General features: G+C 31.6%; 20 protein-coding genes. 5 read left to right on the top strand and 15 right to left on the bottom strand.

Going from position 1 to position 22,456, the window contains the following annotated elements:
- Window positions 1-70 precede the first annotated feature (70 nt).
- On the bottom strand, window positions 71-997 hold the full coding sequence (locus tag AWV75_RS06140; protein ID WP_060873549.1) for a tyrosine-type recombinase/integrase: 927 nt from the start codon (window positions 995-997) through the stop codon (window positions 71-73).
- 84 nt (window positions 998-1,081) lie between these two features.
- Between AWV75_RS06140 and AWV75_RS06135 the strand changes: the two genes are divergently transcribed.
- Window positions 1,082-2,272 (top strand): restriction endonuclease subunit S, encoded by a 1,191-nt coding sequence (locus AWV75_RS06135; RefSeq protein ID WP_060873548.1) that lies wholly within the window; start codon window positions 1,082-1,084, stop codon window positions 2,270-2,272.
- Window positions 2,273-2,317: 45 nt separating this feature from the next.
- Here AWV75_RS06135 and AWV75_RS06130 read toward each other — a convergent pair whose 3' ends face one another.
- The 14 genes from AWV75_RS06130 to AWV75_RS06060 all read right to left on the bottom strand — a co-directional run bounded on the left by AWV75_RS06130 (window position 2,318) and on the right by AWV75_RS06060 (window position 15,416).
- Entirely contained in the window at window positions 2,318-3,523 is a 1,206-nt protein-coding gene (locus tag AWV75_RS06130) for a restriction endonuclease subunit S (protein WP_060873547.1), read from the bottom strand.
- A gap of 38 nt (window positions 3,524-3,561) precedes the next feature.
- A complete protein-coding gene (locus AWV75_RS06125) occupies window positions 3,562-5,121 on the bottom strand; it encodes a type I restriction-modification system subunit M (protein WP_060873546.1) in 1,560 nt (519 codons plus the stop codon).
- A gap of 154 nt (window positions 5,122-5,275) precedes the next feature.
- Window positions 5,276-6,148, bottom strand: a complete 873-nt coding sequence (traN, locus tag AWV75_RS06120) for a conjugative transposon protein TraN (protein WP_060873545.1) — start codon at window positions 6,146-6,148, stop codon at window positions 5,276-5,278.
- A gap of 28 nt (window positions 6,149-6,176) precedes the next feature.
- Window positions 6,177-7,463: a conjugative transposon protein TraM gene (gene traM, locus AWV75_RS06115; RefSeq protein ID WP_060873544.1), complete on the bottom strand. Its 1,287-nt coding sequence runs from the start codon at window positions 7,461-7,463 to the stop codon at window positions 6,177-6,179.
- A gap of 278 nt (window positions 7,464-7,741) precedes the next feature.
- Entirely contained in the window at window positions 7,742-8,365 is a 624-nt protein-coding gene (gene traK / locus AWV75_RS06105) for a conjugative transposon protein TraK (protein WP_060873543.1), read from the bottom strand.
- Window positions 8,366-8,395: 30 nt separating this feature from the next.
- On the bottom strand, window positions 8,396-9,391 hold the full coding sequence (gene traJ, locus AWV75_RS06100; protein WP_060873542.1) for a conjugative transposon protein TraJ: 996 nt from the start codon (window positions 9,389-9,391) through the stop codon (window positions 8,396-8,398).
- A gap of 2 nt (window positions 9,392-9,393) precedes the next feature.
- A complete protein-coding gene (locus AWV75_RS06095; protein ID WP_440131126.1) occupies window positions 9,394-10,002 on the bottom strand; it encodes a DUF4141 domain-containing protein in 609 nt (202 codons plus the stop codon).
- 101 nt (window positions 10,003-10,103) lie between these two features.
- Window positions 10,104-12,599 carry a TraG family conjugative transposon ATPase gene (locus tag AWV75_RS06090; protein ID WP_060873540.1) on the bottom strand — a complete coding sequence of 832 codons (2,496 nt, stop codon included), beginning with the start codon at window positions 12,597-12,599 and terminating at the stop codon, window positions 10,104-10,106.
- Window positions 12,583-12,927: a DUF4133 domain-containing protein gene (locus AWV75_RS06085; protein WP_060873539.1), complete on the bottom strand. Its 345-nt coding sequence runs from the start codon at window positions 12,925-12,927 to the stop codon at window positions 12,583-12,585. The genes AWV75_RS06090 and AWV75_RS06085 overlap by 17 nt, the downstream gene beginning before the upstream one ends.
- An 11-nt stretch (window positions 12,928-12,938) precedes the next feature.
- On the bottom strand, window positions 12,939-13,247 hold the full coding sequence (locus AWV75_RS06080) for a DUF4134 domain-containing protein (protein ID WP_010254270.1): 309 nt from the start codon (window positions 13,245-13,247) through the stop codon (window positions 12,939-12,941).
- A 171-nt stretch (window positions 13,248-13,418) separates the two neighbouring features.
- A complete protein-coding gene (locus AWV75_RS06075) occupies window positions 13,419-13,925 on the bottom strand; it encodes a hypothetical protein (protein ID WP_060873538.1) in 507 nt (168 codons plus the stop codon).
- Between the two features lie 3 nt (window positions 13,926-13,928).
- Entirely contained in the window at window positions 13,929-14,201 is a 273-nt protein-coding gene (locus AWV75_RS06070; RefSeq protein ID WP_060873537.1) for a DUF3408 domain-containing protein, read from the bottom strand.
- 11 nt (window positions 14,202-14,212) lie between these two features.
- On the bottom strand, window positions 14,213-14,644 hold the full coding sequence (locus AWV75_RS06065) for a DUF3408 domain-containing protein (RefSeq protein ID WP_060873536.1): 432 nt from the start codon (window positions 14,642-14,644) through the stop codon (window positions 14,213-14,215).
- Window positions 14,645-14,648: 4 nt separating this feature from the next.
- Window positions 14,649-15,416 (bottom strand): ParA family protein, encoded by a 768-nt coding sequence (locus AWV75_RS06060; RefSeq protein ID WP_060873535.1) that lies wholly within the window; start codon window positions 15,414-15,416, stop codon window positions 14,649-14,651.
- Window positions 15,417-16,584: 1,168 nt separating this feature from the next.
- Here AWV75_RS06060 and AWV75_RS06055 point away from each other — a divergent pair.
- From AWV75_RS06055 to AWV75_RS06040, 4 genes are read left to right on the top strand one after another with little or no spacing between them, the layout of a single operon-like run.
- On the top strand, window positions 16,585-19,209 hold the full coding sequence (locus AWV75_RS06055) for an ATP-binding protein (RefSeq protein WP_060873534.1): 2,625 nt from the start codon (window positions 16,585-16,587) through the stop codon (window positions 19,207-19,209).
- An 8-nt stretch (window positions 19,210-19,217) separates the two neighbouring features.
- Window positions 19,218-19,889 (top strand): hypothetical protein, encoded by a 672-nt coding sequence (locus tag AWV75_RS06050; RefSeq protein ID WP_060873533.1) that lies wholly within the window; start codon window positions 19,218-19,220, stop codon window positions 19,887-19,889.
- Window positions 19,879-20,445 (top strand): hypothetical protein, encoded by a 567-nt coding sequence (locus tag AWV75_RS06045; RefSeq protein ID WP_156424177.1) that lies wholly within the window; start codon window positions 19,879-19,881, stop codon window positions 20,443-20,445. The genes AWV75_RS06050 and AWV75_RS06045 overlap by 11 nt, the downstream gene beginning before the upstream one ends.
- The gene (locus AWV75_RS06040; protein ID WP_060873531.1) at window positions 20,446-22,287 is read left to right on the top strand and encodes an HsdM family class I SAM-dependent methyltransferase; all 1,842 of its coding nucleotides are present in this window, start codon (window positions 20,446-20,448) and stop codon (window positions 22,285-22,287) included.
- Window positions 22,288-22,456: the final 169 nt, after the last annotated feature.

The raw sequence follows: 22,456 nt of genomic DNA, 5'->3' as shown, positions 1-22,456 counted from the left end.
GATTTGTAAACAAATTTAACAAAATATACATACTCCCACTCATTTCTCCTAATTCATAGTGATAATAATTTTACCTTAATGTCTTAAACATTTGTTCAATTGCCTTTTTTTTCTGCTCCATATTAGGATGAACATATAAATTTAAGGTTGTACTAATATTTGAATGACCTAAAAGCACACTAACTGTTTTATAATCACAATTACTCTCAATACAACGAGTCGCAAAACTATGTCTTAATCCATGAAATTTTAATTCAGGCATATCTAATTCATTCATCAGTTTTTTATAATAGCTACGATATGTTCTGGGTTCTGTAGGTTTAGCATCATTAGTTAGTACAAAAAAAGTAGGGTTAACTATTTTTTTAAACGGTTTTAATATTCTTAATAAATCCTTACTAATAGGTATATCGCGAATGGAATTTTTCGTTTTTGGTGTATCTAAAATTAACTCTGTTCTTCTTACTCCATTCTCAATCAAATAAATCCTTTGAATAGTTCTATTAATACTTATAACACCATTATCAGTATCAATATCTTCCCAAGTAAGGGCACAAACTTCTCCTATACGGATCCCTGCGCTTAAACAGATATAAACTCCTAAATTCTTAAATGTAAAATGCTCTTGTATGTAGTTCATTATCTTTTTTTGTTCAGCACGACTAAGTACTTCTAAATTTTGCTTTTCTCGCTCTGTTGGGAACTGTATATCAAAAGGCGTATAACTCAACCACTTATTCTTAGCTCCAAACTTCAATACCATCTTTAAGACAATCAAAATATCTTTAATTGTTTTATGACTCAATCCTCCTTCTAATTTTTGAAGTACAAAGTTTTGTACATCTGCTTCTTCAATTTCATATTGTTCTCCAAAAATGGGTAATAAGTGATTTTCAATCAAAAGAGTATAAGCTGAAAAACTTGATTTTTTCACATATTGCTGTTTGTCTATTTTCCATAGCTCAATTACTTCTGAAAGTTGTTTTTGTGTATTCATTCTGTATTTATATTTTAAAACGCCAAAGGAAAACAATTAAGGATATTTAATCCTAGTGATAGCTTAGGTTCTAAGGTTCCTAATTTGAGATTTCCAGAGTTTGAAGGAGAGTGGGAAACGAAGAAGTTGGGGGAGATTGCTGATAAAATTGGAGATGGATTACATGGAACTCCTACATATTTAAGTGATTCAGAATTTTATTTTATAAATGGAAACAATTTAGTAAATGGAAAAATTGAATTAAATGAAAATACTAAAAATATAGATATAGAAACATATGAAAGAAACAGAAAAGGCTTAAAAGAAAATACATTATTAATTTCCTTAAATGGAACAATTGGTAATATAGCAAGGTATAATAATGAGAATGTAATGCTTGGAAAGAGCGTAGGTTATTTCAATTTTGATAAAGCATCTGATTTTATATACTTCAGTTTGCAAACCAAAGCAACTCAAAATTATTTTAAATCAGAACTAACAGGATCTACTATTAAGAATCTATCTTTAAAAACACTAAGAGAGACTCCTATAACTTTGCCATATCAAAATGAACAAAATAAAATTGTTTCGTTTCTTTCGTTAATAGATGGAAGGATATTAACCCAAAACAAAATAATTGAGGAGTTAAGTGTGTTAAAAACCAACATAGCGAAAAAGATATTCTCACAAAAAACTAGATTTCAAGATAATGGCAATGTGTTTTCTCCTTGGAAAAAATACAAATTAAAAAATATAGCTAATAGAATAGTAGAAAAAAACTCTGAAAATAATCAAAATGTATTGACCATTTCTGCACAGCATGGTTTAATAAGCCAACTAGAATTTTTTAATAAGTCTGTTGCTGCTAAAAATATCTTAGGTTATTATCTACTGAAAAAAAATGACTTTGCATATAACAAAAGTTATTCAAATGGTTATCCTATGGGGGCTATAAAACGACTAAATCAATATGAGAAAGGTGTAGTTTCAACACTTTACATCTGTTTTGAATTCAATCATTTAGTTAATAAGGACTTTATGGAACATTATTTTGAGTCAGGAATTCAAAATTCAGAAATTGAGAAAGTAGCACAAGAAGGAGCTAGGAATCATGGACTATTAAATATAGGTGTTTCAGATTTTTTTAATATTACAATTAATTTACCAAGTATTGATGAACAAAAGGCAATAGCGAGTTTACTATCTTCTTTAGTGAGTAAAATAGAAAATGAAAAGCAAATTCTAAATCAATTAAACTTACAGAAACAATTTTTACTAAAAGAGTTATTCATATAAGCAATTAAGGCAAGAAATACTCATTTTATTTCTTGCCTTACTATTTTAAACGAAAAGATTATCTAAAAGATATTTTTTTTGCTCTTCTAGTTTTTGCAAAAGTATTTTTTCAGTACTTATTTTTGAGTCTATGCCATGAAGGAAATCAGCAATCTTTTTTTGTTCTTCAATACAAGGAACTTTAATAATTATAGAGCCAATATCAGAACTATTGACAGAAGTAAAGGTACTTCCTTGCTCTAAAGATTTCCATTTATTTTCAAAGTATAATAAAAACTGGTAAATGAATTCATTACTTGAGTGTTTATTGTTTTTGACTGAACATATTCCTCTTCCTATACAAGCATTATGAGATGATTTAGAAACATAACCAACAGGAGCTCTTACTGTTAAGAGAATATCACCTATATCACATTGTTTAGTAGGATTTTTTGTATATTGTCTTGGAGCAGATAATCTATTTACAATATCTGCATTTCCTTGTATTAGAGGAAGTCCAATACCCTCTATGTTATAAGATGTCGATTCTGGAGATTGTCCCATAATTATAGTTGCAATTTCTCTAAATCTCTTGTTTATCCATTCGGGAAATTTACTTCCATTGTTGTTTTTAAATCTCAATTCTCGAGAGAATATCTTCTTTGATATACTTGTCTTTAAAGTTTCTAACTCCTCAATTATTTTGTTTTGGGTTTGAATTCTTTCGTCAACAAGTGATAGAAAAGATGCTATTTTTTTTTGTTCTTTCACAGAGGGAAATGGAACTTTGAAATTTTTTAAATCACTGCCGTTTATTGAATTAATCGTTGCCCCTAAATTTTTATGCACAATTTCTTTATATTCATTTGTATCAAACCAATGAAATAGGAATCTATTAAAAGAGCTTCTATAAATAGACATAAAAGCACCAAAAGCAACCCCTTCGTTTTTTTTATTAATTAGTGCATTTTTACCAATTAAATTTTTACTACCATTTCTAACACAAATTAAAATATCATTTTCTTGAACAGGATTATAATTATCTGTTCTCACATAAACATTATCTTGAAAAGCTAAACTTCTATTCTGAACATTAGATGATCTAAGAACTAGCACACCATTTTCATCTATGTCATTTGGACTATATGTTAAACCATTAACAATTTCTCCGATCTCCCCCAACTTCTTCGTTTCCCACTCTCCTTCAAATCCTGGAAATCTCAAATTAGGAACCTTCTTATCTTTTAATCTTTTACTTGTCATTTTAGTCATTTAATTTTCGTTAGTAATAACATTAAGGATATAAAAAATTAAAAAACTAGTCCTAGTTCTTTGAAATAAACATCAATTTCCTTGTCTAATTCAGCACGTTTAGCTTCCAAAGACTTTATTTCCTTCATTACAGCATCTATATCTATCTCTTCTTCTTCTTCAAAAGTATCAACATATCGAGGTATATTTAGATTATAATCATTTTCTGCAACTTCCTCTAAAGTAGCTAAATGACTATATTTTTCTATTACTGTTCTGTTTCTATAAGTATCTACAATTTTTTCAATATGTTCCTCACGCAACATATTTTGATTTTTTACTTTCTCAAAGTCTTTACTTGCATCAATAAATAAAATATGATCTGGGTCTTCTTTGCATTTCTTAAACACTAATATACAAGTTGGAATACTTGTGCCGTAAAAGATATTAGCAGGAAGTCCAATTACTGCATCTAAGTAGTTCTTTTGCTCAATAAGATACTTACGTATATGTAATTCAGCGGCCCCTCTAAATAACACACCATGAGGTAAAACAATAGCCATTGTACCATTCTCAGCAAGGTGATAAATCATGTGTTGAACAAAAGCAAAGTCAGCTTTACTAGCAGGCGCTAATTTACCATATTGACTAAAGCGATCGTCACTTAAAAATAGTGGATTCGCACTCCAATTAGCTGAGAAAGGTGGATTTGCAACAATAGCCTCAAAAGGCATATCATTCAAATGCTGAGGATGCTCTAATGTATCTTCTTGTTTAATATCAAATTTTAAATAATGTACACCGTGTAAGATCATATTCATCCTCGCAAGATTATACGTAGTACGGTTCATCTCTTGTCCGTAAAAATTATTGACATCTTTCACTTCACGGGCAACACGTAACAATAAAGAACCAGATCCACAAGTAGGATCATATACAGATTTTAATCTATTCTTTCCTGTTGTAACAATCTTTGCTAAAATCTTAGATACTTCTTGAGGAGTATAAAACTCTCCAGCTTTTTTACCAGCACCACTTGCAAATTGACCAATTAAATACTCATAAGCATCACCAAGAACATCCAATTCGGTATGTTCTAATTTAAAATCAATTTCATCTAAGTGAACTAAAACCTTTACGATAATTTCATTACGTGCTTCAGCCGTTTTACCAAGTTTAGTACTATTAAGATCCATATCTTCAAACAGGTTATCGAAGTCTTCTTCACTTTGAGTTCCCATAGTACTTAACTGAATATTAGTTAAGATTTTCTGTAAGTCTTCTAAGATAAAAGTGTTAGTACTTCCACTTCCTCTTTTTGCTATCTCACTAAAAAGCTCAGAAGGCTTTAAAAAGTAACCTAATGTCTCAAGAGCTTCCTCTCTAATTGCATCAATATATTCTTTTCCTACAGCTGAATTTTCATCAATACTGCTAAACTCAATATTATCTTCTTGCAAAATGGAGTTCGCATAGATTTCCATTTTTTCTGCTAAATACTTGTAGAAAATAAATCCAAGAATATAATCTCGGAATTCATCTGCATTCATCTTTCCTCTCAGCGTATTGGCGATATTCCAAAGCTGTTGTTCTAATATTTTCTTTTGTTCTTCTGACATTTTTGTAATGACTATTTATAAATTGAGGATATACAATCCTTAAATTGGCACTAAAATAGTAAACTTTTACATCTAAAGTATAATCTAATAAATAAATATACTTCTTAGATTGTATATACTAAAAAAAGCCCTTAAAAAAGGACTTTTTGATTAGTTAAATCTTTAAATAGTCTACTCTTTTTGATCTTAAAAGGTCTGAATTCTTCACTTTCAAAATCTGGCTCCTAACACCATTCTTTTCTTTGATTTCAATTAAAAGCACCTGTTTATCAGACAGAGTAAACTGATCTAATATAAAAACATTATCTTGCTTACTTTGGCTATTTATCGTTTGATAGTCAGAATAACTTCTAATTAGCTTTAAAGTCATCTCTTGAATTGTCGTTCGTTTTGAAGTTCTTCTATCTTTGATTTTAAAGCTAATGTATTCAACTGTGTATGGTAAATTGCTTTTGTTGTTGATAGAAATATAAAAGTAGAGTTTGCCATCTTGAGTATAGATACTCTTTAACCTTGCTTCTACTGCGTAGCTTTTGCTTTTAATGTTTAACTCTTTCTTATTCTTCTTGATAATAGCTTTCATAAAAAGATTAGCTAGACTTGAGCTAGTATTACCTAGATCTTTAAAAAGCACTTCACTTTGCTTTTTACTTACTTGTTTTTCAAACTTGATTAAATCATAACTCAGTTGTATTGGCTCTTCTTTATAGGTAGCATTGAAACTATAGTATTTACCATCGCTTGTAATAACTGTGAAATTTGTAGCTGTGATGTCTTCTTTTATCGTTTTTAAGCGAAGTACATTTGATGTTGCCTCAACTTTATTGGCTATAATTTCATTGCTTCCCAAGTCTACATATTCAATACTACTTGGAAATAGAATATGAGTTGTTTTGTTTTGAGTGAGCTCTACCTCGTAAGGAGTTACCTCAGCATTTGATAGATTAATAGATTGACTACCTTCTTGAGCTGTCACTGTATTTACTGTTATTAGACACAGTAGTATATATTTCATGAATGTTTTCATAATGATTTGATTTTTTTGTTATTGATTGTTATTCTTTAGGTACAAGAAACAGCTCTTGTCCTTGTTTTAAGGCTACTCTTTGAGCTTTTACTTTTTTTGAAAAGTATCCTGACACACCTTGAATGAGCCCTTTGGTTAAATCTCCTGCTATTTGATCTGAAGCAGATCTACTCATTGAGATACTTGTGCCTGCTGTTTGCCCCATATTGGCAATGATTTCTTTTGAGGCGCTTATTTCTTGAAGATCTAATACCTCTAAGCCTTTTTGCCCATAGTTATCATAACCGATAAGCTCTGTTTCTATGATGGTCTCTTCAATCTTAATAGAGTTTACAATAAGCTCTAACCTGCCACTGTTTACTTTTACTTTAGCAATGAGCGTGCTTTCACTAGGTAATAAAGCTCCATTTATTACAATACTTTCTAAGAGTCTTAGTTTAATGTAGCCTTCATTTATAATGACCTGATCTTCTTTAATACTAACTCTTATACTGTTTTTGTGGCTTTGCGTTTTACGCTCTCCTTCTGCTGTATAAAAGGTTTGATTGTCTTGAAGATTATCTGGTAAGAAATCCTGAAGACTCATTGGTTTTACAAGTGAGGATACAATCTCTTTACTTGTTTTATCTATCACAGTAATGGCCTGCTTCTTACTTGGAATTGTTTTGGCACTTGGAGTTTGATTTACGGGTAATGACACATTTGGAGTTTGTCCACCTGGTAAATATTTAGCTGCCATCTGAAACGACTTTTCCATAAGCTCTAATTGATTGTCCATCGTAAGAGCAGTTGGAGTATCTTTTTCCTCTAAACGCTTTTCTAACTCTTCGATCTGTTTTTTAAGTCGATCCGTTTCTGGATTTTCAGTACTATCGTAAAAACTACCAAGCACATCTTGAGTTTGCTTGTAGTTCTGATAAGACCGCTCGTAGGGCGTATAAGTAGGTTCTACATTATAATCTTTATGATTATAAGTAATATTAGACTCATCTTGAGGCTCATTCCAATAATCTGCTAAGGAGTGAATCTGATTTTCATTTTCCTGTTGCTTCTGTTCCCATAACTCTTTTTCATAAGCCTTTACCTTATCTGTTGGCATCCCTTGTGTTATAGCCTCTGGAATGGAATCATTGTGGATAATTACCTCCTTTTCATCTGGTTTAAACAAAAGGTACATAGCCCCTAAAAACACAATCCCCATTAAAGCAAAGACAATGTGCTTTTTGTGTTTTTCTATCAAATTTTGAATTGCCTTGTTTTCTTTGGGTACTTTCTCAATCTGATGACTCTTATTTGATGTTTGATCTTGATTCATAATGTTTTAGTTTTACTAGTTGGGTGTGATTCTATCTTTTGCCTATCAAGCAAATACTTAACAGTCTTTATATTACTTTGCTTCTGCCTACTTGTTGCTTCCTTTATTTTAGAGGTAAAGCTTGTCTTTACAATAAAAAGACAGACAAGTGTGTAAAGAGTAAAAGCCGTAAGTAATAAAGCGCGCTGTCTCAGCAACGATTGATTATTCCAATAGGCTAGAAACCTACTAGAATAGCTATGTCTTAAAACTTGTAACTTATTCATAGGATTTGTTTTTTAGCGCTTAACAACTTCTAAGTCTCTGTTCTCAACAACTGTAAACTTTTCGATAATAAACCCTTGCGGGTTATTATCTGAGCGTACAGCCGAAACAAGCTGGCTACTTGTTATAAGGTTTCTTTTAGTGAGATTACTTGATCGGATGATATACTGGGTAGCATAGGTCATTGTTTTATAAGGATAGTTATTAAAATCTATTTTAATGCTATCCACCTCAATTCGTTGCTGGATATTCCCTGAGATCACTCTGCTGTAATATCCTTTTTCAAGTAAGTCTTTGTAGTAGTCAAAGGCTGTTTTATCTGCAAGGTTAAACGCCCGTTGCATATTACCCTCAATGGCTGCTTTTTCAGGCGAGAGAGTAAAGAACAGCTCGTGAAAGCGTCTTATGTGCTCTCTGGCCTCTACTGGCCTATTTATACTTGCATCTTGAGACAGGGCAAGCATAAGTGATTTACCCTTGTCCAGTACATAGATTTTCTCTCGTTGCTCTTTTGCAAAGTCGTAACTTTTGTAGATGGAAAAACCTACTACTAAAAGGCAAACTGCGACAAATACAATGGCATAGAGTCTAATCTGTTGGAAACTATTTTCTATATTTCGAAGTGATTTAAATTCCATGGTTTTATTGGTTTTAATAATTGATTGTGTCTATTTCTTCATGAGTTTACCTGCAATATTTCCAGCTGCAGCCCCTGCCCCTGCTGTTGCCATATTTCCAACTTTCATTACCGTTTGATTCATATTGCGCATAAAGTTTCCAGCTCCACCGGCTTGAATTACCCAACCTGTTACCGTTGGAATCGTAAAGTATCCCACAATGCCAATGATCATAAATATCACATAAACGGTATTAGAGGTATCGGGAATAAAGCTTGGATCTGAAAGCATCTGCATATCTCTTTCAATAATTAGCGATTGAATCTTAGCGAGCATAGCACTGAATAAATCCGCTACTGGAAGCCAGAGATACACGCTTATATACCTTGTGAGCCACTGGGTAATTGTAGATTCAAAACCACTCCATATTGAGATGGCAAAGGCAATGGGACCAAGTATGGACAGCACTACTAAAAAGAACGTGCGAATGGTATCAATAACAAGGGCTGCGGCTTGAAAAATCATTTCTAAGAAATCTCTAAAGGCGTCTCTAATTACTTTCTGAGTTTCATAAATTCCCTTTTCTATATACATCCCGCTCATGGTTGCTAAATCTGAAGGAGACCATCCTAGCTCATCGAGCTTTTTGTCAAACTCCTCTTTTGAAACTAAATAAGCCGTCTCTGGATTTCGAAGCATAGCTTCTTTTTCTAAAACATCTTTCTGTTGTTGCAAATTCGTTAGATCAATCACTTGATTCTCCAGTATCTGATGTGTCCCTTTAACCACAGGACTAAGCACCGTGTTTAAGGTTCCTAGCACAAGGGTTGGAAAAAACATGATACAAATACCCAAAGCAAAGGGTCTTAGCATCGGATACACATCAATAGGTTCTGCGCTTGCTAAGGCTTGCCATACTTTCAATCCGATGTAAAAAAGAGCCCCAAGACCCGCTACACTTTTAGCCACTCCCGCCATTTCTGCCGAGAGAGGCATCATATCGTAATAGAGATTCTGAAGTACTTCATGTAAATTACTCTCTCCCATAGCTACCAGTATTTTTGATTGGACGCCCCATAGAGATCAAGTACTCGTTGAGTATTGTTTTTCTTTTTAGCCCTTAGTATACTTATGCCTATATTTTTTCTAGTATAGTAACTAACAAGGTTGTGATAGTCCTTCACTTCTTTATACACTCTATCGATTACATCCATGCGTTCTTTGTCATTTAAAGACAAACTCGAAGCGCTTACAATTTGTTTGAGTTCTTTTAAAAGCTCTGTACTCTCATTTAAAAGAATGGCATATCCATTGCCAATAGCGACAAGCTCTTGAGCCGAGAAATTAGGATCATTTAGCATTTTACCAAAGTTCTTGACATAGAGCTCTGACACGTCTCCAACTAGTAGCACGGTTTGTTGTACTTTTCTCGCGTCTTTTATTAGATTATTGACCGCTTGTAGCTTGTCATAGTATTCCTTGCCTTGTTTATAGACCTTCTCTACTTCTTTGAAGTTCTTTATTACATTATCCACTGTGGCAGAAGTTTGGATAATTTCATTGGCGCTATTTAGTATACCTGAGGCTAAATTTCCAGGGTCACTCACCACCCATTGGGCGTGAATTTGTATGGGTAGAACTAGTAGCACAGCTACCATAACTACCTGAATTAGTTTTTTCATTTTGAGTGTGTTTTAGTTGATTGTTTTGTTCCTCTTTTTTTATCCTTTTAGAAGTTGGATTAGAGCACTGTTTTGTCTTACTCTTTCTGTCTTTCTTGTACCAAGCGCTTTATTGCGATCTCTACATTACCGTCAAGCTTTTTAGCCAGGTTCATTACCTGTAGCTTTTCAGTTTCTTCTGTGGTATAAGCGAGATACTCTGAATAGCTAACTTCTGTAGCATATACTCCAGAGTGAGTACCACCAAGACCAATCCATACTTCTTTGTACAGGCGGTTTGGATTGTTGTTTAGGTTTATCGAAAGTATCTGAGCTTTTTCTTTATCTGTCAGTCCAAGCATAGCCTGTATATCATCAAACTTGTTCATGTACTTACGCTGATCAAGCAGGATCCTACAATCTGAGTTATTGATAATACTCTCTTTTACAATCGGAGATTGAATAATATCATCTACCTCTTGGGTAACCACAATTGCCTCTCCAAAGAACTTTCTAACAGTCTTAAACAAATACTTTAAGTAATCCGCCATACCCTCTTTAGCGATGGCCTTCCACGCCTCTTCAATTAAGATTAATTTGCGCTGTCCTTTAAGACGTCGCATCTTATTTATAAACACCTCCATAATGATGATTGTCACTATAGGAAAGAGAATTTTGTGATCCTTGATTGCGTCAATTTCAAAAACGATAAAGCGTTTGTTTAAAAGGTCAAGCTCACTTTCTGAGTTTAATAGGTAGTCATATTCCCCACCTTTGTAATAAGGCTCTAAGACATTTAAAAAGTTATAAAGATCAAAGTCCTTTTCTCTAACCTGTTTTTGTTCTAACTCCTTTTTGTAATCTGTTTTGATATACTCATAAAAAGTATTGAAGCTTGGTTTTACATTGCTGTTTTGAAGTTTTTGAATGTATCCACTAACCGCGTTTGAAAGCGCTACTTCCTCAGCTCGTGAGGGCGGCTGGTCATCGCGCTTCCAAAGAGTCAAGATGAGCGTTTTAATACTTTCTCTTTTTTCAATATCAAACACCCCATCATCGGTATAAAATGGATTAAAAGCAATGGGGTTTTCTTCAGTATAGGTGAAATATACTCCGTCCTCACCTTTTGTTTTTCCTTTAATAAGCTCACATAAACCTTGATAGGAATTTCCAGTATCTACAAGCAACACATGAGCATTTTGCTCATAGTATTGCCTTACCATATGATTGGTAAAAAAACTCTTACCACTACCCGAAGGCCCCAAGATAAACTTGTTGCGATTGGTGATAATTCCCTTTTTCATAGGTAAATCAGAAATATCCAAATGAATCGGTTTACCAGTGAGTCTATCTGCCATTTTAATTCCAAAAGGAGATAGCGAGTTTTGATAATTGGTTTCCCCTGTAAACAAGCAAAGTGCAGGTTCAATGAAGGTATAAAAGCTCTCTTCACTAGGAAAGTCTGCGCTATTCCCTGGCATACCTGCCCAGTAAAGTGTGGGAGCATCCACTGTGTTGTGTCTTGGTACGCATTCCATGGAAGCAATTGCGCTCCCACAGTCGTTTTTAAGCTTTTTAAGCTCACTATGATTATCTGACCATGCCATTATATTAAAGTGAGCTTTAATGGATGTTAGCCCTTTACTATGCGCCTCATTTAGGTATTCTTCAATCCACTGCTTGTTGATCTGATTAGCTCTGCTGTATCTGGCCAAGGAATGCATATTCTTAGCTGATTTTTCAAACTGTTTTAAATTGTAATCACTGTCTTCTATAAACAAATATTGATTGTAGATATGATTACAATTAAGTAAGAGCCCAACAGGAGATGCAAACGACAAAGCCATACTACTTTTATCCGTTGACAGCTTTTCATAACGAGACAAATAAGACACCTCAGTAGGTAAATCATCTGTACTTGAAAGCGTATGGACAGAAAGCCTATTATCTCCTACTCTAACCTGTTCAGCATTGATAGCAATATCCTGAAGGCTTCCTCTTTTACTAGGACTTAGCGTTAAGTACTGCTCCAAGAGTCCGCTTTTATCTTTTGAGCCGATAATATCCTCTTCAGATAGTTTAATTAAGTGAATCAGTCCACTATCATTCAAAATCTTCTCAAACTGAGTCGTGGCTTCCAAAAAGTTTTGAACCGAGTCTTTATCTCTTATTTCTTTGGGAATCAGCTCCCCTTTTGTGAGTGATGAAAAGTTGCTTTGGCTTTTGATTTGCTCTTTGGTAGTCTTTGTGATAAACAAATAACAACTGTGATTAAGGTGGGGACGTTCATTAAAATGCCGTTCAAAACTTCTACTGAGATAGCTTTGTTCTGCGTCTTTAAAATCCGCTTCATAACTTTCTTTTATAAACCAATCCTGCTTGTGAATAACCGTAAATTCCGGAAGCGTCTTAATAGCCTTATGCCATACGCTGTGAATAGTTTCATACTCCTTGTCTGAAATTGTAAATATCTCAGGTAAGATCACTTTATAGCAAACCGTGATATCTCCTTGCTTAGAGACCATACAGTTATTCTCAACCGATAAAATCGGAAACATCCGCTCAAGGGTGTTTGTCTTAGCTGTATTTCTCATAGGTCGTTAGTTTTAAATTTCTATTGAAATACCCTTTGATATCTTTCCTTGAGATGATATACCTTGGAAAGTATTTTCTAGCTTGAAGTTTCATAAGGCCATACTGACCGTATTTCTTATTTAATGAAAATACTTTGTAGATCAGATAACCCGAAAATCCAAAACCAAAGCTCAAACAAATAAAATTGTTTACTCCTGCCATATACAAAACCATTACAAGAATAAGATTACCCAAAAGTCCGCCTGCAAAATAAAACAGGTACTGCGCCTTGAGTCCTTTAAACTCAACACTGGCTCCAATACCTTTATTGATACTATACTTTTTCATAAGCGTATCGTTTAGAGGAAAAAGGATCTTAGAATGGTAGCAGCTACAATTAAGAAAATACAAGCTCCAAACCAGCTTGCAGCTGTTTTGCTTGTATCGGGATCACCACTGGAGAATTTGTTGTACACCTTTACTCCTCCAATTAAACCGACTACTGCTCCAATGGCGTAGATAAGTTTAGTGGCTGGATCAAAATAAGAAGTGACCATTTGGGTTGCTTCTGTAATACCAGCTGCTCCGTTTCCTTGAGCCAATAAGGGTAAACTACTAAGGACTAGAAGTAGTAAGAATAATCGTTGTTTGATTGTTTTTGTTTTCATAAGAATGACATTTACTTGGTTATAATCATGCCCTTTGCATGATACTTTGGTAAATGTCTTTGAAAAACAAACTGAGGGATTGATTGTGGAAGTTAGTGGATGCTCATGGCGATAAGTTGTAATAAAAAAGGCGTTAAGTATACTTTACACTAACGCCTTCACAGTTTTTCTTTACACAAAATCATTAATATTAAAATCTTCACTATCTATTACTTCTTCCTTTTTTGATGATTTTTCGTTTAATGATTGATCTAATAGTTTTGCTATTGTCTTAGCTGAATCAGGCATTGCTTGTTGAAGTAATTCAAGTAAATCAGATCCTTCTATTTTCTGGGCTGTTTTTATTGCAATCTCATTAATAAACTCTTCTTCAATAGAGTTCACAAAACTAGTAAGTTCATCCAGGCTGACTCGCTCAGTAAAATCATGATCCATTGGTTGTAAACTCTCACCTAGTTCTTTTTCTTCCTCTTCTAAATCAATATATTCTTCTTGGTTAGTAGATAATGATTGTTTTAGCATAACTGGTTTACTTTCTCCTATAATGCTGAAGGACACATCTTGCTTAAAAGGTAACTCTTCTGTTTTAGATTGGTTCTTCTGTTTTGTGATTTTATTTTTATCTAATAACAGAAGAGCAATTATAATAACAAGACTGATTATTATGACTATTTCCATAGATTATAGAATTGGTTTAAAATGTTCTTGAAAATAAGCTTTGATATCATCAGTGTGATCTTTTAAATGTTGTTCTAATATATTGTCAATATAAGCATAGAGCGTTGTTTTATTTTCTTTAGATAATTGAACAAGGCGAATGAGTACTTCATGGTGTTCAGGACGGATGTACACTACTTTTCCTTTACTATTTGCAGGTAATCGATTAACTAAAAACTGATCCTCGTATTTCTTAGTATCGTTTTTTACTTCTGTTTTCTTAAATAAATTTTTCATGATTTTTGATATTAAATTGGTTTATATTTTTCATTGTAACTCTTAGTAATCTGCTGAGCAAACTCATCAAAGTGATTGTCTAACAAATTATCTAAATAGGCATAAATCGTTATTTTATCCTCACCTATTATGTGAATGATTCGAGTTAGTTTTTCGTGAAATTCAGGTCTTATATACACTGTCTTACCATCTCTTGCATTGGTGTCTGATTTTTTAAAAAAAGTACTCTCGTAATCAGTTTCAACAGATTGCTTTGTTTGCTTCTTTTGTTTTGAAACAGGACTCTTATTTAATGAAATATCTTCTGTCTTTCTCTGTTCTTCTACTTTTTCAATATCTAACTGAAGTGGTTCTTTGATTCCTTCTTTTCTCACTCCATCTACCATTAGACTCATCATTAGTTCTTCATCGATATGCGGTTGTTTTTTGTCTTCTTTTTTCATGGTATTATAATTGGATGATTGCTAAAAATTCTTCTATAAAAAGGTCTAAACCACTTGCTTTACTCAGACGTTTATCTGGTGGTAGTAAAGTGGAGCGGAAAACAAGTTTGCTTGTCGCTTCGCTCTCCTTTCGAAATCTGCTACTACTTTTAATATGACTTTGCATCAAACTAAAATCTAATTCCTTAATAGCTTGGTTATAGATACTATACAAAGGAGTGCTTTCCCTGCCATCCACTTGGTTCCAAAATAGATTGATACAGTGGATTGCTGTTTCTGATTTTTTCATCACAACATCTCGCAAAAGTTGCGTAAAAACAAGCGTGCTTTCCATCACTACTCTATCAGCTGTAATAGGCGTAAAAATATAATGCATGCCCGATAATGCGTTTAGGATTCCAGCGGTATTAACCGTACCAGGTAAATCAAAAAAAACTACATCAACTGGTATAGTTGATTCTCTTATAAATTGTTTAGCTGCGCTTAATACATTATCTGCTTTCTCTTGCAATATTGGGTAAGCTTTTTTATTAATCGTTGTAAACTGTTTATAAGCGAGTTTTTTAAGCACATCGTTTTCCATAACGATAGATAAATCTCGTTCTTTCATTTTCACAAGACTATGCTGTGGAAAATCTGCATCAAAGACAACTATGTTGTAATTCATCTGATAATGTAAAATACTTGCCACTAACGTGGTAAATGTACTTTTTCCTACTCCTCCTTTTTGAGAAGAGAATGCTACAAAAATTGGTTCCTTTTTTGTTTTCATAATTGTATGTATTTAGCTATTTGCATAAGTAAATAGATACTTTAATCTATCAGTATATCTGTGGTCATCTATACTTGTAGTTATTTACTTAGTTAAGTAGTAAACTACATGCCTAATTCAATACTTAGTTAAGTGTTTAATTACCTATTTAGCTTTATACTTTTCTATGCAATACTTTACATAAATAGTTGAATAGCTATGCTTATACTTCACACAATAGATGTCTCTGTAACTATCTGTATCTCTAATTATATACTAATGCGCGTAATGACCTCATTACTTACTTTTTTAGACACCTCAGTGCTTTGTGACTGATCTATCTACCTATGCAAATATGATTATACATACAAAGAAACTTCATAAACCAGCTGAATCTGATTTATGGCATTTTGTGGTAATATTTGGCATTTTAGTATCAAATAGTGGGTGATTTCTTAAAATGAAATCACTTTAACTTTTACTTTGTAAAATTGGTGGAATTACTAATCGAAAGATTAGAGCAAGTTATGTTTTGAGGCACTCGAAATTGAGTTCAAGCTTTCAAAACGACTTGCTCTTGCAGAGGGCTGGAAAACTACTCCGAAGTCGTTAGTTTTTATTTTAACATTAAAAAGGAGAAAACAGAAGAATGTTCGTTCAATAAATCTATATTTATTTGTCTCAACTTAGAAGAAAATGTTCAAATCTTTCCCCTCTTTTACTAATTAAGAGAGAACATAGAAACATGTTTTATTACAACTAATAATTTCAAATAATGATAACTTTTATAAAGTTGATATGACTACAGTAAAATAACTCACAAGGCTGATTGAATTTTTAAATCACTTTCTTGGAATATTCACTAATTACAATTAAATATTAGACACTTTTCTGGAATTGAAACTAATGCTTCTTCCTTGGATAAAATGATTTAGAGAACTTTGTGTAAACAAACTATTTTATATTTGTTTAGGCTATTTAATAATATCTGATGACATTGGAAAAATCAATATCTTTACACGGTATGCAGATTTTTTTTGAGCAAAAGCACTATAAGTGGTTAACAAAACAATTAGAAATGAATTAAGCTACCACTTCAAGGAAGTTATACAAATGAAGTAAGACCACCTTTTGGAAAAATTGCAGAAAAGTTAAATGTAAAATTAACAACCTTAATTTAATAACTAAAATGGAAGATAATAATATTGATATAATTCCTTTTAAAGTATCTGCAAGGACTGCAAGATTAATCGGTCGTGAGAATGTTGCTAGTTCAAAAGGAGCTATTATTGAATTAGTCAAAAATGCCTATGATGCAGATAGTAAAGTTTGTATAGTTTATTTTGATAATAAATACTCAACTTTTTTAAATGAAATTGATGAAGATCATTATAGTGAATTAATAAAATTAGGTATTCCTAAAGAATCTATAGATGATATATATAAAAAAAATGTTGATGGTGATTTTATTTTATATTTAGAAGAAGAAGAAAGAAAATTATTTGAAGAAAAAAAACAAATATTCAAAAATCTAATTTCAAAATTTTCAGCTTTATACATCATTGATTTTGGAGAAGGAATGACTCAAAATATTATTAGAGAACATTGGATGACAATAGGTACTGACAATAAAGCTAATAATATTTTCACAAAACAAGGTAGAGTTAAATCAGGTGCGAAAGGAATTGGTAGGTTTGCATTGGACAAATTAGGTAGCCGATGTAGAATGACTACTATTTTTAATCCTGATCCTAAAATTCATAATATAGATACAGATTTAAATGATAAAGCTACAGAAAATACTGGTTATCTCTGGGAGGTAAATTGGGAAGATTTTGAAGGAGAGTTCAAAACTATAGATAAAGTAGGAGCAAAATTAGTTGGATTAAAATCACAATTTATTAAAAATGAGCTTTTAAGAATATTGCCAGGACTTGATTTGACAAAAATAGAATCTGAAAAAGAATTTAAGTTTGGAACCATCCTAAAAATAACTGATTTAAGAGATAATTGGGAAGATTTCTTTGTAGAACAAGTTTACAATGATTTAGAGGTTTTAGTCCCGCCTAAAGAAGCAGGAGGATTTGAAATATTCCTTTTCAGTTCATTATCCCCTCAAAAGTACGGAGAGGTCTTAGGGTCAGTATGTGATGATTTTGATTATAAATTAGTTGCAATTGCAGATGATAATCAAAATGTAAAAATTAAAATTTTCAGAAATGAATACGATATAGAGTTACTTCCTAATGATTTTTTTGATAGAGAAGGAATGAAACAAAGTAATTATCGAAAAGATGATTTTATTAGGGGTTACTGGGAGAAGATGACCACCTTTTCAGAATTACTGAAAGGATTTAAAGATATTGATGAAGATAATGTGTTTAAGAACATAGGTGTTTTCAACTTTTCTTTTTATTATCTTAAAAGACAAACAAATTCATTGGATTCAAAAAAGTTCTTTAATAAGAGCTTTATGTCAAATAATAGAAAAGATTGGCTGAATAAATTTGGAGGAATAAAACTGGTAAGAGATAATTTCAGAGTTAGACCTTATGGAGAGGTTGATAACGTAGCATTTGATTGGTTAGGTCTAGGAAGTAGAAAAACTCAAAGCCCCGCAAGTGTTGCTAAAAAAGAAGGTGGCTATAAAGTGGAACCTGATAATGTTGCAGGTGCAGTGAATATTTCCAGATTAACGAATGTAGATTTTGAAGATAAATCTAGCCGTGAAGGTTTACAAGAAAATAAAACATTTAGAATTTTTGTCCGTTTAATTACTGAAATTATTGCAGAATTTGAAAAAGACCGTTCATATATTGCCAGAGAAATGGCTGAATATGATGATATTAAATATGGTCCTGAAAGAGATAGGGAAAAAGCAGAAAAAATAAAAAATGATATTTTAGCAAAAAGTAGAGCTAAAAAAGAAGCATCTGCAAATGATTCCAATACAACTATGGGCAGTAATGAAAAATCAGAAGAATCAGAAGCTGAAAAAGAGAAAGAAATACTTGCTGGAGAATTAGATAGAAAAGAAGAAGAGATTGAGAAACTGAAAGAAGAGCAAAAAATGCTTAGGGCACTAGCTAGTAGTGGTATTGTTTTGGCTTCATTTAGCCATGATTTAAGTAAACTAAATGATATGTTAGCAGTAAGGACTGATAGATTAAAAAGTCTTTTAAGTAATAAAATACAAGAGCATGATTATGATAATATTGAGGATAGAAAGAATCCTTTTAAAATTATTGAAAGAATAAAACTTCAGGATGTTAAAATACAAAACTGGTTGAATTTTTCTCTTGGTGCAACTCGAAAGGATAAAAGAACAAGGAGGCAGTTATCATTCAAATCATATTTTACAAACTATAAGAATGATTGGATAACAGTTTTAAATGAAAAGGGGATTAATTACGACTTATCTAAAATCGAAGATATTCAAATGAGAATATTCGAAATTGATTTGGATAGTATTTTCAATAATCTATTGGTTAATACTATTGAAGCTTTTGTAATTTCAAAAGATAATCGACCAAGAGAAATTAGATTGAGTATTTATCAAAATTCTAAAGGCATAATCATAGATTATCATGATAATGGTCCTGGCCTTTCAAAAGATATTACAGAACCAGAGAGAATTTTTGAACCTTTGTATACAACTAGAAGAAACCCATATACAGGAGAAGAAGAAGGAACAGGTTTAGGAATGTGGTTAATAAAATCAATAGTAAACGAAAATGATGGCAAGGTACAATTATTGTATCCAGAAATTGGCTTCGGTTTGAGAATTTCATTCCCAGTAAAATATAAAAAATAAAATAAATTATGTACAAATTACTTTACATCGATGAAGATCAAGAGCAAATAGAAAATTTTCTAAATTACATTGACGATACGAATACTAATAATATTTTTAACGTCATCACCCAACTTCCTTTTGGTGACATGGAAGAAATGATTGAGAAAATAATTAGTATTAATCCAGATGTAATTGTCTGTGATTTCTTATTAAATGAAAATATTGGTGCATTAGGCCATAATGTACCATATAATGGAGTTCAATTAGTAGAGGAATTCTTAAATATCAGACATAAGTTTCCTTGCTTTGTTTTAACAGCAAAAGATAAAGACGCACTAAGTGATAGTGAGGATGTAAACCTTGTTTATACTAAAAGCTTAATGACTACTGAAATTGCGGATACAAAAGCCAAAGTTAAATTTACAGATAGATTAATTAAACAAATTGAACATTACAAGGCAAGAATTAAGGATTCTCAAGAAGAACTAACCAAATTATTAGAATTTCGTAAACAAGGTAATGTAGATTTTGAGGTAGAGAAGAGAATTATTGAATTAGATGATATTTTAGAGAAGTCTATTGATGCCACACATTCAATCCCTAGTGAGTTTAAAACGTTTTCAAATACACAACGCCTTGATAGTATCTTAAATAAAGTTGAGGAAATGCTAAAAAAAATAGATGAAGATGGCAAATAATTTTAGAAATCAAACGCCTGTAAGAACGTTTGACAAAAGGTATCAAAGGTATCGAAGTTATAAAAAACCTTTAGCTAAAGATTTTAATAATCGATGTGGTTATACTGATTGTCCTGATTTTTGGTTCGGAGGAAAGAATACTTTTCATATAGACCATTTTAAACCTATCTCTAAAAACCCTGCTCTTGAAACAGATTATTCTAATTTGGTTTATTGCTGTTCCTATGTAAACATATTAAAATCAGATGATGAAGGCGATTATATAGATCCATGTAACACAGATTTTAACGAATATTTTGAAAGAGATAATGATGGAACAATACTGCCTAAAGCTGGCCTTAAAGAAGCAAATTATATGCATAGCAAGTTGCAACTACATTTAAGGAGATATAGTTTAATTTGGAAATTGGATGAAATGTATGTAAAAATCCTTAAACTCCAAGAGCAAATTAATAATCCGAAAAACATAAAGATACAAAAGGATTTAAAAATCTTAAATAGTGATTTATCAGAAGAATTTTTCACATACCTAAAATATTTAAAAAAAGAACAATAATTGAGTAAGAACATATATAAATATCTTGAATCATATTCTAATTTCCCAAAAGAAGTGGATAGGCTCATTGTGTCTGCTTTTATTGAGATCAATAATTTAAATCTATTCCATAATCTGCTTCTAAAAGATTATTCCATAACGACAAGAAATACAAAAAAGAGAGAAAAACTAAACGAATTTATTCTAATTATTCAAAATGAAATTCAAGTTTTTAATATTGAAAAATTAATAGAACTTTTCGAATTCGTTATTTCTCCTTCAGACAGAATTGTAAATGGTGCAATATATACCCCTACTGAAATTAGAGAATATATTGTAAATGAATCATTTAACAGAAAAGATATTAACTTAAATAATATTCAAGTTGCTGATATAGCATGTGGTTGTTCAGGTTTTTTATATACAGCAGCAAAAGAATTAAAGAAAAGAACTAATAATACATATCAATATATATTTGAAAATCAAGTTTTTGGTTTAGATATTCAACAATATTCTGTAACTCGTAGTAAATTATTATTGAGTTTATTAGCCTTATCTGATGGAGAGGATATCGAAGAATTTTATTTAAATATTCATCAAGGAGATGCTTTACTTTTTAACTGGCAAGATGTCATTAATGATTTTAACGGTTTTGATATTATCGTTGGTAACCCTCCTTATGTTTCTGCTCGTAATTTAGATGAGGATGCTAAAAAAAACATAAAAAATTGGGAAGTTTGTTCTACGGGGAATCCTGATTTGTATATTCCATTTTTTCAAATAGGGTATGAAAATTTAGCGCTAAATGGTATTCTTGGTTTTATTACAATGAATACTTTTTTTAAAAGTCTAAATGGTAGAGCACTGAGAAGTTATTTTGCAAGAAATAATACTTCTATGAAAATCATTGACTTTGGTACTCTTCAAATATTTAAATCAAAGAGTACCTATACTTGTGTCTGCTTTTTAGAAAAAATAGAGCGAGATTATATTGAATATTATAAATCAATCAATAAAGAGTTACCAACAAATGTAAATTTATATCAAAAAATTAATTATCAAAATTTAGATGCTAGAAAAGGTTGGAATCTTCATAATAATGAAATTATTTCTAGAATTGAATCTATAGGAAGTCCTTTTGGAGAAAAATATAAAACCCGACATGGAATTGCAACTCTTAAAAATGATGTTTACATTTTTAAGCCGGTAGAAGAGGATGATGATTTTTATTACCTACAAAATGGAAGTTTATATCCGATTGAAAAAGGAATATGTAGAGATATTTTAAACTCGAATAAATTGAGTAGAAATGTTAATTTTGATAATGTAGTAGAAAAAATTTTGTTTCCATATAATGATGAAATGAAACCTAAAGTATTAGAAGAAGATTTTTTAGTAGAAACATACCCAAGAGCATTCGATTATTTACAAAAAAAACGATTAATTCTTTCTGAAAGAGATAAAGGAAAAGGAAAGTATGAAAAATGGTTTGCATTTGGTAGAACACAATCACTAGAAAAAGTAGGTAATAAATTGTTTTTTCCCAAATTTTCTGATAAAACACCTAGTTATTTAATTAGTGATGACGATAATTTAATGTTCTATAACGGACAAGCAATAATTGGTCACTCCGAAGAAGAAATGCAATTAATTAAGAAGATTATGGAATCAAGATTGTTTTGGTATTATATTAAAACAACAAGTAAACCATATTCCTCAGCATATTATTCATTAAATGGAACTTATATCAAAAATTTTGGTATTCCTGATTTTTCTGAATATGATATAGATTTTTTGATAAATGAACCTAATAAAAATATTATTGATGCCTTTTTAGAGGATTATTATAATATCAAACTATAGCTCTACATGTTTTAAATTATAATATAGAACAGCTCAAATACATGATGTTTTGGCAATAAGTTAAGAATTTCAAAGCTTCTGTCATAGCCTAAATCTTTCCTAATTAGATACTCACCCCAAATCAAAAAAGTTAACATTCCTATTTATAGGATATAAGAAATAAAAGAGG

This window comes from Myroides odoratus, assembly GCF_001549985.1.
Classification (GTDB): Bacteria; Bacteroidota; Bacteroidia; order Flavobacteriales; family Flavobacteriaceae; genus Flavobacterium; species Flavobacterium odoratum_A.
This window is presented reverse-complemented; position numbering and strand designations above follow the sequence as displayed.

Bases quoted from the DNA above. Each gene is read 5' to 3' on its own strand.
- AWV75_RS06140 (WP_060873549.1), bottom strand. From the start codon at position 997: ATGAATACACAAAAACAACTTTCAGAAGTAATTGAGCTATGGAAAATA.
- AWV75_RS06130 (WP_060873547.1), bottom strand. From the start codon at position 3,523: ATGACTAAAATGACAAGTAAAAGATTAAAAGATAAGAAGGTTCCTAAT.
- AWV75_RS06125 (WP_060873546.1), bottom strand. From the start codon at position 5,121: ATGTCAGAAGAACAAAAGAAAATATTAGAACAACAGCTTTGGAATATC.
- traN (WP_060873545.1), bottom strand. From the start codon at position 6,148: ATGAAAACATTCATGAAATATATACTACTGTGTCTAATAACAGTAAAT.
- traM (WP_060873544.1), bottom strand. From the start codon at position 7,463: ATGAATCAAGATCAAACATCAAATAAGAGTCATCAGATTGAGAAAGTA.
- traK (WP_060873543.1), bottom strand. From the start codon at position 8,365: ATGGAATTTAAATCACTTCGAAATATAGAAAATAGTTTCCAACAGATT.
- traJ (WP_060873542.1), bottom strand. From the start codon at position 9,391: ATGGGAGAGAGTAATTTACATGAAGTACTTCAGAATCTCTATTACGAT.
- AWV75_RS06095 (WP_440131126.1), bottom strand. From the start codon at position 10,002: ATGGTAGCTGTGCTACTAGTTCTACCCATACAAATTCACGCCCAATGG.
- AWV75_RS06090 (WP_060873540.1), bottom strand. From the start codon at position 12,599: ATGAGAAATACAGCTAAGACAAACACCCTTGAGCGGATGTTTCCGATT.
- AWV75_RS06085 (WP_060873539.1), bottom strand. From the start codon at position 12,927: ATGAAAAAGTATAGTATCAATAAAGGTATTGGAGCCAGTGTTGAGTTT.
- AWV75_RS06080 (WP_010254270.1), bottom strand. From the start codon at position 13,247: ATGAAAACAAAAACAATCAAACAACGATTATTCTTACTACTTCTAGTC.
- AWV75_RS06075 (WP_060873538.1), bottom strand. From the start codon at position 13,925: ATGGAAATAGTCATAATAATCAGTCTTGTTATTATAATTGCTCTTCTG.
- AWV75_RS06070 (WP_060873537.1), bottom strand. From the start codon at position 14,201: ATGAAAAATTTATTTAAGAAAACAGAAGTAAAAAACGATACTAAGAAA.
- AWV75_RS06065 (WP_060873536.1), bottom strand. From the start codon at position 14,644: ATGAAAAAAGAAGACAAAAAACAACCGCATATCGATGAAGAACTAATG.
- AWV75_RS06060 (WP_060873535.1), bottom strand. From the start codon at position 15,416: ATGAAAACAAAAAAGGAACCAATTTTTGTAGCATTCTCTTCTCAAAAA.
- AWV75_RS06055 (WP_060873534.1), top strand. From the start codon at position 16,585: ATGGAAGATAATAATATTGATATAATTCCTTTTAAAGTATCTGCAAGG.
- AWV75_RS06050 (WP_060873533.1), top strand. From the start codon at position 19,218: ATGTACAAATTACTTTACATCGATGAAGATCAAGAGCAAATAGAAAAT.
- AWV75_RS06045 (WP_156424177.1), top strand. From the start codon at position 19,879: ATGGCAAATAATTTTAGAAATCAAACGCCTGTAAGAACGTTTGACAAA.